The organism is Vibrio sp. 2-2(8) (assembly GCF_963888495.1).
GTDB classification, from domain to species: Bacteria; Pseudomonadota; Gammaproteobacteria; order Enterobacterales; family Vibrionaceae; genus Vibrio; species Vibrio anguillarum.
On record NZ_CAWPJM010000001.1, the window covers coordinates 91322 to 104227 of the forward strand.

Annotated in this window: 12 protein-coding genes; 5 read left to right on the top strand and 7 right to left on the bottom strand. The window is 44.7% G+C overall.

All coding sequences use genetic code 11. From position 1 onward, the window contains the following. Positions 1-17 precede the first annotated feature (17 nt). From AACV12_RS00415 to ubiK, 3 genes are all read left to right on the top strand, one after another. Positions 18-1124 carry an efflux RND transporter periplasmic adaptor subunit gene (locus AACV12_RS00415; RefSeq protein ID WP_013855652.1) on the top strand — a complete coding sequence of 369 codons (1107 nt, stop codon included), beginning with the start codon at positions 18-20 and terminating at the stop codon, positions 1122-1124. 11 nt (positions 1125-1135) lie between these two features. Further along, positions 1136-4258 carry a multidrug efflux RND transporter permease subunit gene (locus tag AACV12_RS00420; RefSeq protein ID WP_013855651.1) on the top strand — a complete coding sequence of 1041 codons (3123 nt, stop codon included), beginning with the start codon at positions 1136-1138 and terminating at the stop codon, positions 4256-4258. Between the two features lie 122 nt (positions 4259-4380). Next, entirely contained in the window at positions 4381-4632 is a 252-nt protein-coding gene (ubiK, locus tag AACV12_RS00425) for a ubiquinone biosynthesis accessory factor UbiK (RefSeq protein WP_010319855.1), read from the top strand. A 192-nt stretch (positions 4633-4824) separates the two neighbouring features. On the opposite strand, the gene ilvC is transcribed toward ubiK, so the two are convergent. After that, a complete protein-coding gene (gene ilvC / locus AACV12_RS00430) occupies positions 4825-6309 on the bottom strand; it encodes a ketol-acid reductoisomerase (RefSeq protein WP_013855650.1) in 1485 nt (494 codons plus the stop codon). 143 nt (positions 6310-6452) lie between these two features. On the opposite strand from ilvC, the gene ilvY reads away from it, so the two are divergent. Continuing rightward, positions 6453-7343 (top strand): HTH-type transcriptional activator IlvY, encoded by an 891-nt coding sequence (gene ilvY / locus AACV12_RS00435; protein WP_013855649.1) that lies wholly within the window; start codon positions 6453-6455, stop codon positions 7341-7343. 65 nt (positions 7344-7408) lie between these two features. Here ilvY and hemN read toward each other — a convergent pair whose 3' ends face one another. The 5 genes from hemN to AACV12_RS00460 form a co-directional block, all read right to left on the bottom strand. After that, positions 7409-8797 (bottom strand): oxygen-independent coproporphyrinogen III oxidase, encoded by a 1389-nt coding sequence (hemN, locus tag AACV12_RS00440; RefSeq protein ID WP_013855648.1) that lies wholly within the window; start codon positions 8795-8797, stop codon positions 7409-7411. Between the two features lie 138 nt (positions 8798-8935). Then, entirely contained in the window at positions 8936-9424 is a 489-nt protein-coding gene (locus AACV12_RS00445) for a DUF2489 domain-containing protein (RefSeq protein WP_013855647.1), read from the bottom strand. Between the two features lie 8 nt (positions 9425-9432). Continuing rightward, positions 9433-9987 carry a Der GTPase-activating protein YihI gene (gene yihI / locus AACV12_RS00450; RefSeq protein ID WP_170901227.1) on the bottom strand — a complete coding sequence of 185 codons (555 nt, stop codon included), beginning with the start codon at positions 9985-9987 and terminating at the stop codon, positions 9433-9435. Then, positions 9987-10625, bottom strand: a complete 639-nt coding sequence (locus AACV12_RS00455) for a class I SAM-dependent methyltransferase (RefSeq protein ID WP_013855645.1) — start codon at positions 10623-10625, stop codon at positions 9987-9989. The genes yihI and AACV12_RS00455 overlap by 1 nt, the downstream gene beginning before the upstream one ends. Positions 10626-10841: 216 nt before the next feature. After that, the gene (locus AACV12_RS00460) at positions 10842-11459 is read right to left on the bottom strand and encodes a c-type cytochrome (RefSeq protein WP_013855644.1); all 618 of its coding nucleotides are present in this window, start codon (positions 11457-11459) and stop codon (positions 10842-10844) included. Between the two features lie 167 nt (positions 11460-11626). On the opposite strand from AACV12_RS00460, the gene yihA reads away from it, so the two are divergent. Further along, on the top strand, positions 11627-12325 hold the full coding sequence (gene yihA, locus AACV12_RS00465) for a ribosome biogenesis GTP-binding protein YihA/YsxC (RefSeq protein WP_170901229.1): 699 nt from the start codon (positions 11627-11629) through the stop codon (positions 12323-12325). Between the two features lie 510 nt (positions 12326-12835). Here yihA and AACV12_RS18075 read toward each other — a convergent pair. Continuing rightward, positions 12836-12883 (bottom strand): hypothetical protein, encoded by a 48-nt coding sequence (locus AACV12_RS18075; RefSeq protein ID WP_438356636.1) that lies wholly within the window; start codon positions 12881-12883, stop codon positions 12836-12838. Positions 12884-12906 lie beyond the last annotated feature (23 nt).

A 12906-nucleotide genomic window follows, 5' to 3' on the forward strand; every position in this document is an offset into this window, starting at 1 on the left:
TTGGAGTTCTGACTAGAATGAAAAAGTGGACATTCTTTATGTTACTTATCGCCTTCCTACTGTTTGGTAGCGTGATAGGTTTTAATCTGTTTAAACAACAAAAAATTGCCGAATTCATGGCCAACCGTCCTGAACCTGAATTTCCAGTGACAGTGACTGATGTAACTCCTGTTGATTGGATCCCAGTGATTGAAGCGATTGGTTTTATTGAACCCAATCAAGGCGTGACACTAACATCTGAAACCAGCGGCGTGATCGATAAGATTTCATTTGAATCAGGGACACAAGTTGAGGAAGACCAACCTTTAGTTTTGCTTGATTCTGCGGTTGAGAAAGCGAATTTAAAAAGCTCACAAGCTCGCCTACCTGCTGCAAAAGCGAAATACGAACGCTATAAAGGTCTATTCGCTAAAGGGTCGATTTCAAAAGAAGCTTATGATGACGCCGAAGCAAACTACTACTCTTTGTCTGCAGATATTGAAAGTTTAAAAGCTTCCATTGATCGTCGTGAAATCAAAGCTCCCTTTGCTGGTGTGGTGGGTATCCGTAATGTGTATTTAGGCCAATACCTACAGCCAGGCACCGATATTGTTCGCTTGGAAGATACCAGTGTAATGCGTCTGCGCTTTACCGTTCCACAAACGGATATTTCACGTATTTCATTAGGCCAGCAAGTGGATATTTTTATCGATGCTTATCCTAATGCAGCGTTTACAGGATCCATTACTGCGATTGAGCCTGCCGTTAGCGTTCAAAGTGGTTTAATCCAAGTGCAAGCCGATATTCCAAATAGTGACGGTAAACTACGCAGCGGTATGTTTGCTCGTGCCAACATCATCCTGCCGAAATTAGAAAACCAAGTCACGCTTCCTCAAACCGCCATTACCTTCACCCTGTATGGTGATAATGTTTACGTGTTGAAAGAAGAAGATGGCGTTAAACGAGTAGAGCAGCGCGTTGTAAAAGTAGGTGAACGCAAAGGTGCTGTGGCGCATATTTTAGAGGGTGTACAAGATGGAGACATCGTGGTCACTTCAGGTCAAGTGCGCTTAAGTAACCATTCGAAAGTTCGGGTAGTCGAAAGTAATGCGACTACACCACCTGCTGAAACACCGATGCTGTAATTGGAGGAATCATGCGTTTTACTGATGTTTTTATAAAACGTCCAGTGCTCGCGGTATCGATCAGCTTTTTGATAGCTCTGCTTGGTTTTCAAGCTATTTTCAAAATGCAGGTTCGTGAATACCCTGAAATGACGAATACCGTTGTTACAGTGAGTACAGGCTATTACGGTGCAAGTGCCGACTTAATCCAAGGTTTTATCACTCAACCTTTGGAACAAGCAGTCGCACAAGCCGACAACATTGATTATATGACTTCTTCTTCGGTATTGGGTAAATCAACGATTACCGTAACGATGAAGCTCAATACCGATCCCAACGCTGCACTTTCAGATGTGTTAGCAAAAACGAACTCGGTACGCTCACAGCTTCCTAAAGAGGCCGAAGATCCGACGGTAACTATGTCTACCGGCTCAACCACCGCGGTGCTGTATATTGGTTTCACTAGTGATGAACTTAGTTCAAGCCAAATTACTGACTATCTTGAGCGTGTATTTAACCCTCAAATATTCACCGTCAACGGCGTCTCTAAGATTGACTTGTATGGTGGCATGAAATACGCCCTTCGCATTTGGCTTGATCCAGCAAAAATGGCAGGACTACAGCTCACTGCGGGCGATGTGATGAACGTGCTGAATGCCAACAACTATCAATCAGCAACAGGACAAGCCACTGGCGAATTCGTGCTGTATAACGGTAGTGCCGATACGCAAGTGTCAAATGTCGATGAGCTGAAAAACCTGGTGGTTAAAACGGGCGACGGCAATGTTATTCGCCTAGGTGATATTGCAAACGTCACGCTAGAAAAAAGCCATGATGTTTACCGCGCAAGTGCAAACGGCCGAGAAGCGGTTGTAGCAGCCATCAACGCAGCACCTAGCGCAAACCCAATCAACATTGCTCAAGATGTGCTGGATCTGTTACCGCAGTTAAAGCGTAATCTACCAAGTAACATCGAAATGAACGTGATGTATGACTCCACGGTGGCGATCAATGAATCGATCCACGAGGTCATAAAAACCATCGCTGAAGCCGCCTTGATCGTACTTGTCGTCATTACCCTATTCCTAGGCTCTTTACGTGCCGTTATCATCCCGATTGTTACCATTCCACTCTCCTTAGTTGGTGTTGCTATGGTAATGCAGGGAATGGGCTTCTCATGGAACTTGATGACACTGCTAGCGATGGTATTGGCTATCGGCCTTGTGGTGGATGATGCAATCGTTGTACTAGAAAACGTTGACCGCCACATTAAGCTGGGTGAATCACCATTTCGTGCCGCGATTATTGGTACTCGTGAAATCGCCGTTCCGGTAATTGCGATGACGCTGACACTGGGCGCCGTTTATGCACCGATAGCGATGATGGGTGGCATAACAGGCTCACTCTTTAAAGAGTTTGCACTCACACTGGCTGGTGCTGTATTTGTTTCAGGTATTGTTGCACTGACACTTTCACCCATGATGTGTTCTAAAATGCTTAAAGCGCACGAAGAGCCCAACAAGTTTGAACAAAAAGTGCATGGATTACTTGATTCAATGAGTAACCGCTACGCGAAATTACTCGAGAAAGTAATGCAGCGCCGTCCTGTCGTGATTGCCTTTGCGGTGATCGTGTTTGCCAGCCTGCCTATGCTGTTCAAATTCATTCCAAGTGAGCTTGCCCCTTCTGAAGATAAAGGCGTGGTCATGTTAATTGGTACGGGTTCTTCGAATGCGAACTTGGACTATTTACAAAACACCATGAATGACGTGAATACGATTCTGTCTGAACAGCCAGAAGTTCAGTTTGCTCAAGTCTTTACCGGTGTTCCAAGCTCCAACCAAGCGTTTGGTATTGCCTCGATGGTACCTTGGAGTGAACGCCAGGCAAGCCAAGCTGAGGTTGCTACTCGAGTCGGCACCTTAGTGCAAGATATTCCAGGCATGGCCGTGACGGCCTTCCAAATGCCTGAACTTCCCGGCGCAGGCTCTGGATTGCCAATTCAATTTGTCATCACTACACCCAATAGCTTTGAAAGTTTGTTTGCGATTGCCACTGAAGTGCTAACAGAAGTGAAAGCAAGCCCGATGTTTGTGTACTCCGATTTAGACCTCAATTACGATTCTGCGACGATGAAAATTAATATCGACAAAGATAAAGCTGGGGTTTATGGCATCACGATGAAGGATATTGGCACGACATTAGGGACCATGATGGCGGATGGCTATGTCAACCGCATCGATCTCAATGGCCGCTCTTATGAAGTGATCCCGCAGGTTGAACGTAAATATCGCCTCAACCCTGAATCGATGAATCACTACTTTGTGCGTGCCGTTGACGGAAAAATGATCCCATTAGGGAGCCTAATTACCATTGATGTGATTGCAGAGCCACGCTCACTGCCGCACTTTAACCAGCTAAACTCGGCAACCGTCGGAAGTGTACCGGGCCCAGGAGTTGCAATGGGTGATGCGATTACGTGGTTTGAGGATGTTGCCGCGACTAAACTGCCCGCTGGCTACAACCACGATTATATGGGTGAAGCACGTCAATACGTGACTGAGGGAAGCGCACTCTACGCAACCTTTGGTTTGGCACTCGCCATCATCTTCTTGGTACTGGCGATTCAATTTGAGTCGTTAAAAGATCCATTGGTTATCATGGTATCTGTTCCTCTCGCCATTTGCGGAGCATTAATTGCACTAGCTTGGGGCGCAGCAACCATGAACATCTACTCGCAAGTAGGGTTGATTACACTGGTTGGTCTTATCACCAAGCACGGTATTCTTATTTGTGAAGTGGCGAAAGAAGAGCAGCTACACCATAACAAGTCTCGCATCGAAGCGGTGATGGAGGCAGCCAAAGTGCGTCTTCGCCCAATTCTAATGACGACAGCAGCGATGATTGCAGGTTTGATCCCGTTGATGTACGCAACGGGTGCAGGTGCAGCTCAGCGCTTTAGTATTGGTATTGTGATTGTGGCAGGTCTTGCGATTGGTACACTATTTACGCTATTCGTACTGCCTGTGATTTACAGCTATCTAGCCGAAAAACATAAGCCACTGCCTGTGTTTGTTGAGGATAAAGACCTCGAAAAGCTAGCCAGAGTTGACGAGGCCAAAGCAGCACAACGCCGACTCGCTGAAAATAAATAACACAATATAATTAAGACTGCTTCAAAAAAGGCCACCTCAGTGGCCTTTTTCTTACCTTGAATAACGACATTCTCAGCTCAATTGCTTAGAATGGAGACAAACTGACAGGAGTGTAAGCCGCTATGTTTGACCCTAAAAAACTTGAGCAAATTGCCAAACAAATTCACGATTCAATGCCTCAACCCGTAAAAGATTTGGGTGCCGACGTTGATCAAAAAATCCGCCAAGTGATCCAAGGCCAATTAAATAAATTGGACGTGGTGAGCCGTGAAGAATTTGATGTACAGACTCAAGTATTGATGCGTACTCGCCAAAAGCTCACTGAAATGGAGCAAAAATTGGCCGAGCTAGAAGCGAAAATCACCGCCAAATAATATTGCCCGGTTGAGATAAAAATTTCCCAATAAAAAAGGCTTGGTCAACGGCGACCAAGCCTTTTGTTTTATATTGTGTTTGCTTTTGTATTTATTCTCTCCAGTCAGTCTGGAGCTTTACGTCATCATTCTCGTCATTGAAAAGGGGCGAACTCTCGGCCCCTTCTTAACCACCGGAAGGTTAATTAGCCTTTAGCCACCGACAGCAATGCGTTTCATATCTGTCATGTAACCGCGCAACTCTTCACCGATGTACTCAACCGGATGGTTACGAAGAATTTCGTTCACTTCAATCAAGGTCGCGTTATCAACGAAATTCGAGCTTTCACCAAGGCCTTTACCAATCACATCAGTAGATACTTTTGGCATGAACTTTTCGCGCAGTAACGGTGTTGCGACATTGGCAAACAGGTAATTACCATACTCTGCTGTATCAGAAATAACCACGTTCATTTCATACAAACGCTTACGTGCTACTGTGTTGGCAATCAGTGGCAGCTCATGCAGAGATTCATAGTAAGCTGACTCTTCAACAATACCGGAAGCCGTCATAGCTTCAAATGCCAGCTCAACCCCAGCGCGAACCATGGCAATCATCAAAATACCTTTGTCGAAGTACTCTTGCTCAGTGATCTGTACATCAGACTGTGGGTAGTTTTCAAACGCAGTTTCACCGGTTTCAGCACGCCAGCCCAGCAAATCAGCATCATCGTTGGCCCAGTCAGCCATCATAGTGCTAGAGAAATGACCAGAAATAATGTCATCCATATGTTTGTTGTACAGTGGGCGCATCAAGTCTTTAAGCTCTTCAGACAGCTCAAACGCTTTGATTTTTGCTGGGTTTGATAGGCGATCCATCATGTGAGTGATGCCACCAAATTTCAGCGCTTCGGTTACCGTTTCCCAACCGTATTGCAGTAGTTTACCTGCGTAACCTGGGTCAATACCTTCTGCTACCATCTTCTCATAGCACACAATCGAACCCGCTTGTAGCATGCCACACAAGATGGTTTGCTCGCCCATAAGGTCCGATTTTACTTCGGCAACGAAAGAGGATTCCAAACAGCCAGCACGATGACCGCCCGTTCCCGCCGCCCAAGCTTTTGCGATATCCCAACCTTCACCTTGAGGGTCATTTTCTGGGTGAACAGCAAGCAAAGTCGGCACGCCGAAACCACGCTTATACTCTTCACGCACTTCGGTTCCCGGACACTTAGGCGCCACCATCACAACCGTGATGTCTTTACGGATCTGCATCCCTTCTTCAACCACGTTGAAGCCGTGAGAATACCCCAATGCTGCACCTTTTTTCATCAGCGGCATGATGGTTTCGACAACATTGCTGTGCTGTTTATCTGGCGTTAGGTTAATGACCAAGTCTGCTTGAGGGATAAGCGTTTCATAGCTACCCACTTCAAAACCGTTCTCTTTAGCATTTTTATAGGACTGACGCTGTTCGTCGATCGCTGCTTGACGCAATGCATAAGAGACATCAAGGCCAGAGTCTCGTAAATTTAGACCTTGGTTTAAACCTTGTGCACCACAACCGACAATCACTACTTTTTTACCTTTGAGGTACTCGGCTTCGCTTTCAAACTCAGAGCGATCCATAAAGCGGCAACGACCAAGTTGGTCAAGTTGTTGGCGTAGATTTAGGGTATTGAAATAGTTAGCCATGTTAGCGCTCTCCTTTAAAGATTCTTTCCATCAGGTCGGTTTCTAGAACCGAATAAACTGATACTAAAGCAGACATCAAGTTGCTTAAAGTGATATATTCACAATTAGTTATTGCAATTTATGCAACGTGATGTGATTAACTTATGAACATTAAAAACCTGCAGATGTTTATCCATCTGTGTGAGAGTAAAAACTTCAGTAAGACTGCCGCCGCGATGCACATCAGCCCATCCGCGCTCAGCCGGCAGATCCAGAAGCTGGAAGAAGAAACTAGCCAAAGCTTATTTGTGCGTGATAATCGTAGCGTTGAGCTAACGCCAGCAGGCAGTAAACTGGTTCCTGTTGCACTCAAAATCATTACAGAGTGGCAGCAATATAACGTACAAATGAAAAACCAAAACAGCGTATTACAAGGGGAAATTCGTTTGTTTTGCTCAGTCACCGCCAGCTATAGTCACCTGCCTCAGTTACTGTCCGATTTTCGAGTTCGTCATCCGTATATTGAGTTCAAACTCTTGACTGGCGATCCTGCTCAAGCGATTGATAAGATTTTGAATGATGAAGCGGATATTGCCATTTCAGCCATGCCCGAACAGCTACCAGCTCGCGTTGAATTTGAAACGATTGGTGAAATACCCTTATCGGTGATCGCGCCGCTCGGGATCAGTAGCTTTATCGAACAACTGCAAAATGACACACCCGATTGGTCAGTTGTCCCTTTTATTGTTCCTGAAGCGGGAACGGCAAGAGATAGAGCCAATGCATGGTTTAAAAAAATGAAGATCAAACCCAATATTTACGCGCAGAGCTCAGGGCATGAAGCGATTGTCAGCATGGTCGCGCTCGGTTGTGGTATCGGCATTGCGCCAGATGTGGTGATCAACAATAGCCCGGTGAGAGATAAGATCCAGCGCCTTAAATTAGCCCCCGTAAAACCATTTCAGCTCGGTGTGTGCTGCAAACGCTCACAGCTTGATAACCCATTAATCAAAGCATTGTGGGATGTTGCAGCGAATAAATACCTGACGCCATAACTCATCCCTCTTTTCAAAGAAAAAGCCACTGACGAGCAGTGGCTTTTTGATTCATGGTAAGGGCATTAAATTACCCGCGAAAATTGTTGCTGACGAGCACGCACACGCAAGTATTTATCAAAGCACATGCAGATGTTGCGGATCAACAACCGCCCGCGCAAAGTAACGCGGATCTCTTTTTCATCGACTTCCACTAACTCATCATCAATAAAAGTTTGTAGTAACTCAAGATCTTGCTTGAAGTAGTGATTAAACGTCACGTTAAACTGTGCTTCAATTTGGCTTTTATCCAATTTGAAATTGCAGATAAGCTGCTTGATCACTTCACGACGAAGTAAGTCATCACTATCCAGTGCCACCCCTTTCCAGAGTGCATGACGTAACTCATTGACTTGCTCATAGTATTTTTTCAGCTCTTTTTGGTTCTGCGCATACGCATCCCCAATCATTGAAATGGCTGAGACACCAAAGCCAACTAAGTCGCAGTTACCTTGCGTGGTATAACCTTGAAAGTTGCGATGTAAAATGCCTTCACGCTGCGCGACGGCCAACTCATCATTGGGCAGAGCAAAATGGTCCATGCCAATGAACTGATAACCAGCACCCGTTAAGGTCGCGATCGTGTCTTGTAATATGGCCAGTTTTTCTTCCGCCGTAGGTAGATCTTCATCTTTAATCTTACGCTGCGCAGCGAACAGCTGCGGCATGTGTGCGTAGTTAAATACCGACAATCGACCCGGCTTCATCTCCAACACTTGCGTTAATGTTTTAGCAAAAGAGCCTTTAGTCTGCTTAGGCAAGCCGTATATGAGATCAAGGTTGGTTGAGCGAAAACCCAGTTGTTTAGCTCGTTCCGCCATAGCAAAAATAAAGGTTTCATCTTGCTCGCGGTTCACCAGCTTTTGCACTTCTTTGTTGAAATCTTGTACGCCGATGCTCAGGCGGTTAAATCCTTCGCTGCGCAGGTGATCAAGCATCTCTAACTCAATTTCACGCGGATCAACTTCAATACTGATTTCTGCGTCATTTTCAAAGCGGAACTCACCACGCAAAATGGCCATTAAACGGCTAATTTGCAATTGAGTTAAAAAGGTTGGTGTGCCGCCACCGAAATGCAGTTGTGTGACTCTACGGCCATGCAGCAAAGAGGCTCGTTGGCGAATCTCATGTTCGAGCACATCCAAATAGTCGTCGGCTTTATGCGAATGACGGGTAATCACCTTATTACAACCACAGTAGTAACAAAGTTTGTGACAAAACGGGATATGAATATAAAGCGAAAGTGGCCTGTCAGGGTATTGGGCACACGCCATATCATAATCGGCAATAGTAAATGCTTCATGGAATTCAAGTGCTGTAGGATAAGAGGTATAACGCGGGCCTGAATAGTTATACTTATCTAAAACAGCTTGATCCCATACGATCTGTTGGCTGGGTACGACTTGCGAAGACATGCTGTGCTTTCCGTTCGAAACTTTGACGGGCTATTTTGCCACATGACAATGATGGACGTCGGGTGACAAAACGAAATTTGTGTATAAATGTTCTAAACTGCTAACGCGATCACTCACTCGAAAGAGGCAGTCGAGCCATTACATCATTTGAATCGGAATTTGACTATTCAAAGGGGCAATGCGTTTTTGCAGAACTTTTAACTCTTCAACAATCGCATCCATTAAACGGGCCTCCGCCTTTTGGCGCACTAAGTTATGCTTCATTCGCTCTTGTTTAGCGAGTTGGCTGCGCTCTTCGCCACGCGGCATATCCTTCACTATATAATACAGTTCGGAAATAGCGGGATACGAACTATCAAAGTCGATTCTCTGTTCGCCTTGAACATAATCCATAATGCAGTAGACACGGATGCTGATCTCGGAGAGATCACATTGGCCTTGAATCCCAGCCATGCAAAGCGTATTTACGCTATCAAAAATATTTGCATTGCGTTTTTCAATGGCCAATGTTTGATGTTGAAGCTGCAAATCCTTTTGCTTTTTCAGTTGCAGCAGAAGGTAACCAGCGTAAGACGCTAAGCCGAGAATAATGATTCCACCAGCAATGGCTAACAAGGTTACATTCATGGCACTTTCTATCCTTTTAAATCATTTAGGTCGAAGCCTTCAAAATCTGATAATAAATCATCATCTGAACGTGATTTTTTGACACTACCGCCAGTCACGATTGGCTCGAAAACATCTTCTTGCTCTTCAGCATACAGACCAAGTTGCTTCATCAGTGCTTCAATACGATCGAGTTTCTCATCAACGTATTTTTGCAAGCCGGCACCTAGGTTTTCGCCATTATCAATACGATCGAGCAACACGTTCAATTGCGCATCATTTTCCAGCATTTCGAGCTCTTGCTCAGCCGACAAACGACGCTCTTGCTTGGTCATTTTCTTCGCTGGCTCAACCACCAGAGGAATTTTTTTCTTGCTGCCTAAACGTGGATCGCGCGCTTTAGCGGCTTCTCGCTGCTGCTGATCTGAACCATCGGAATGGCGGCTACCCGCTTTCAGACCTTTCTGTTTTTTAACTCGCTTACGCAAACGGCCTTCAACATCTGCCTCACTGCGATTACGCGTGACAATCACGTCGCCTTCACCGGCTGAACCCGGTTTTCTCGATTTTTTACTACGGCTCATTACTGGGGTTTCCTCAGTAAAATTACATCATTACCAATAAATTCAAGTTCAAGCTCATCCCGCTTGGCCAAGTACTGGAAGGTTTCACGACTAAAAAAGATCACATGTGTGAGATCATTTTTGTAGTGCCACCCAGCAAACGCCTCCACGTCTTTGACTAGTTTGGTCATTAACCCAATCCAGCCTCCTGGCTTAACTAAATTTAACCATTGCTGCCAAACTTGGTGCGGCTTATGTAAATGCTCAATCACTTCAGTGGCAGTCATAAAATCATAGGTCGCCTGCAACACCTTTTCATCTGGATGAAAAAAGATATCGTATAACGACATTGTGTGCCCAGCCTCTTCCAACATAATGGATAAGGTTGGCCCCGGCCCACAACCAAAATCTAACCCGTTAGATGCCGGAGAAAGCCTCTCCAACATCGGCGCACAAACGCGTGACAAAAACTGGCGATAACCCCTATCCTGCGGGTTATTTTCATGCAAATCATAAAATGCTTTTTCCGCTTTTTCGTCAAGACGATGTTCAGGACTAACAAACACAAGTGCACAGTGTTGGCACTGCAGATAAGGGCGAACTTTATCGGCAAAATAAGGAACTATTTGTTCACTAAAACATAATGGGCAAATGTGCATGTAACATCCTCAAACAGGGATGCGCAACATACCAGAAAGTGGCATTAGAGTGGAGAGTCAGCGCGTATTTTTTCACCAGCTAGGCAAAAAAAGATAAAAAAAGCGATAGGTAAGCCGATCATTGAGCAAAAAATTACGTTTTCTTCAGCACAAAAGAAAACGCCCTAGCTCAGTGCTAAGGCGTTTTCAAACAACAGTGCTCGAACGGTGTAGGGTTTAGTGAAGGCCGCCAACGTATTTAGAAAGTATTTCGATGTCAGTGTCGCTGAGCTTTTTCGCGACATCACGCATCATGGCATTCATATCATTATTACGAGCGTCATCGCGGAATTTTTGCAGTTGAGCTTTGATGTAGTCAGCATGCTGACCAGAAATTTTAGGGAAACCTGAAAGCTCAGTACCATTACCACGTGGACCATGACACGCAATACAAGCGGTTAAACCACGCTCTGCATCACCTGCGCTATAAAGTGCTTTTCCTTTCACTGCAACGTCTTCAGGCGTTGAGTTCGCTGAAATAGTTTGTGATGCAAAATACGCTGCAAGATCAGCTATATCTTCGTCGCTAAGAGGCATCGCCATGGCACTCATTACGGGATCGTAACGACCTTGTTTGCCACCGCTTGTCATTCCCAGCTTGAGATCATGCAATTGCTTCTCTATGTATTTCTCATGCTGACCAGCAATTTTAGGATAAATTGTAAGTAGACTATTGCCATCAGCACTGTGACAGGCAACACACGTTTGGGATTTTGCTTTACCAGCTTCAATGCTGCCTTGGGCCCACACTGAGCAGCTGGCTAAAAGACTCAAGATTAGCGCTAATTTCTTCATGACATTCCATTTATAATTATCAAGCTTCCAGTACCACTTTGCAGTTGCTACTCACTCTCAGTGGCGACTCATGGTACAATAGGCGACCTTATGCCGAGCACGGTTATTTTACACAATTTCACAAAAAAGTAATCAATCGACTACACAAAGTCGAGATGGAGTTAACAGTGAGCGTAAAAATTCATTATCAAAACACGCATTTCATTACCAGTGCGCCTGACATTCGTCATCTACCTGATGATGAAGGGATCGAAATTGCGTTTGCAGGACGCTCCAATGCAGGTAAGTCGAGTTCGTTGAATCGCTTAACGAATCAGAAGAGCTTGGCTAAAACCAGTAAAACTCCGGGTCGAACCCAACTGATCAACCTATTTAAAGTCACTGAAGGTTGTCATATTGTGGATTTACCGGGCTATGGTTTTGCTCAAGTTCCTTTGGAACTAAAGAAAAAATGGCAAAAATCATTAGGTGAATACCTACAAAAGCGCAAGAGCTTAAAAGGGCTGGTTGTGCTAATGGACATTCGCCATCCGATGAAAGATCTCGACCAACAATTGATTTCTTGGGCTGTCGATTGCTACATCCCAGTACTAGTACTACTGACTAAAGCGGACAAGCTAAAAAGTGGCGCACGTAAAGCTCAAGTGTTAAAAATTCGTGAAGAGGCACGCTCTTTTGGCGGCGATGTCACTGTCGATGCTTTTTCATCATTGAAAGGCTTAGGCGTCGATGTGCTGCGTAACAAATTGGATACGTGGTTTGCACCCGCACTCGCACATTTAGCCGAGCAAGAAGCAGTGGAAGAGATGGATGAGTGTGACTCAACTCACTTAGAAGAGAATCCAGACCATTCTGCACAACACTAATTCTGAAGAACACTAAAAATCGTGACTCCAACAGAGCCCTACCTAATCGTGGGGCTTTTTTATAGGCTTTAAATCCAAATGCGAACGGCAAAGAGAAAAATCCCCACCATCCTGGTGGGGCAACGGGAGAGAAGTAGGAGGTAATTTATTATTGTTTTGCTAAGCATTCCTTAATCCCTCCAACTTTTCAATAGGTCAAAGAGTCATCAATTCACTCACCCACAGAACACTCCTCTGGCTCATCCCAATAAAATCAACATAACATAATGAATACTAATGATATTTAAACATATTCTTTGTGTTTGAGGCGAACTTGATTTCTCATTAGAAATAATCAAAGTGTGACTGTTAGCCAGTTACAGAATTGGGTGTTTATAAAAGAAATAAAGTAACTACTCAGCAATAGAATAGTGTGTTTTTATCACCTAAATTCTCGTAAAAAACAGTGATGAATATTTTCTTTGGCCCAATAAAAAACGCCCCAGTCAAATACTGACTGGGGCGGCTGAATCAGCCTAATCCAATAACGTGAAACAAAAGGTCTGAAAGATAGAACATCTTACCTCTGTACCCTACGAGAG

What these genes read in the sequence shown, in the direction of transcription:
- AACV12_RS00415 (WP_013855652.1), top strand. Translation starts at nt 18, where the DNA reads ATGAAAAAGTGGACATTCTTTATGTTACTTATCGCCTTCCTACTGTTT.
- AACV12_RS00420 (WP_013855651.1), top strand. Translation starts at nt 1,136, where the DNA reads ATGCGTTTTACTGATGTTTTTATAAAACGTCCAGTGCTCGCGGTATCG.
- ubiK (WP_010319855.1), top strand. Translation starts at nt 4,381, where the DNA reads ATGTTTGACCCTAAAAAACTTGAGCAAATTGCCAAACAAATTCACGAT.
- ilvC (WP_013855650.1), bottom strand. Translation starts at nt 6,309, where the DNA reads ATGGCTAACTATTTCAATACCCTAAATCTACGCCAACAACTTGACCAA.
- ilvY (WP_013855649.1), top strand. Translation starts at nt 6,453, where the DNA reads ATGAACATTAAAAACCTGCAGATGTTTATCCATCTGTGTGAGAGTAAA.
- hemN (WP_013855648.1), bottom strand. Translation starts at nt 8,797, where the DNA reads ATGTCTTCGCAAGTCGTACCCAGCCAACAGATCGTATGGGATCAAGCT.
- AACV12_RS00445 (WP_013855647.1), bottom strand. Translation starts at nt 9,424, where the DNA reads ATGAATGTAACCTTGTTAGCCATTGCTGGTGGAATCATTATTCTCGGC.
- yihI (WP_170901227.1), bottom strand. Translation starts at nt 9,987, where the DNA reads ATGAGCCGTAGTAAAAAATCGAGAAAACCGGGTTCAGCCGGTGAAGGC.
- AACV12_RS00455 (WP_013855645.1), bottom strand. Translation starts at nt 10,625, where the DNA reads ATGCACATTTGCCCATTATGTTTTAGTGAACAAATAGTTCCTTATTTT.
- AACV12_RS00460 (WP_013855644.1), bottom strand. Translation starts at nt 11,459, where the DNA reads ATGAAGAAATTAGCGCTAATCTTGAGTCTTTTAGCCAGCTGCTCAGTG.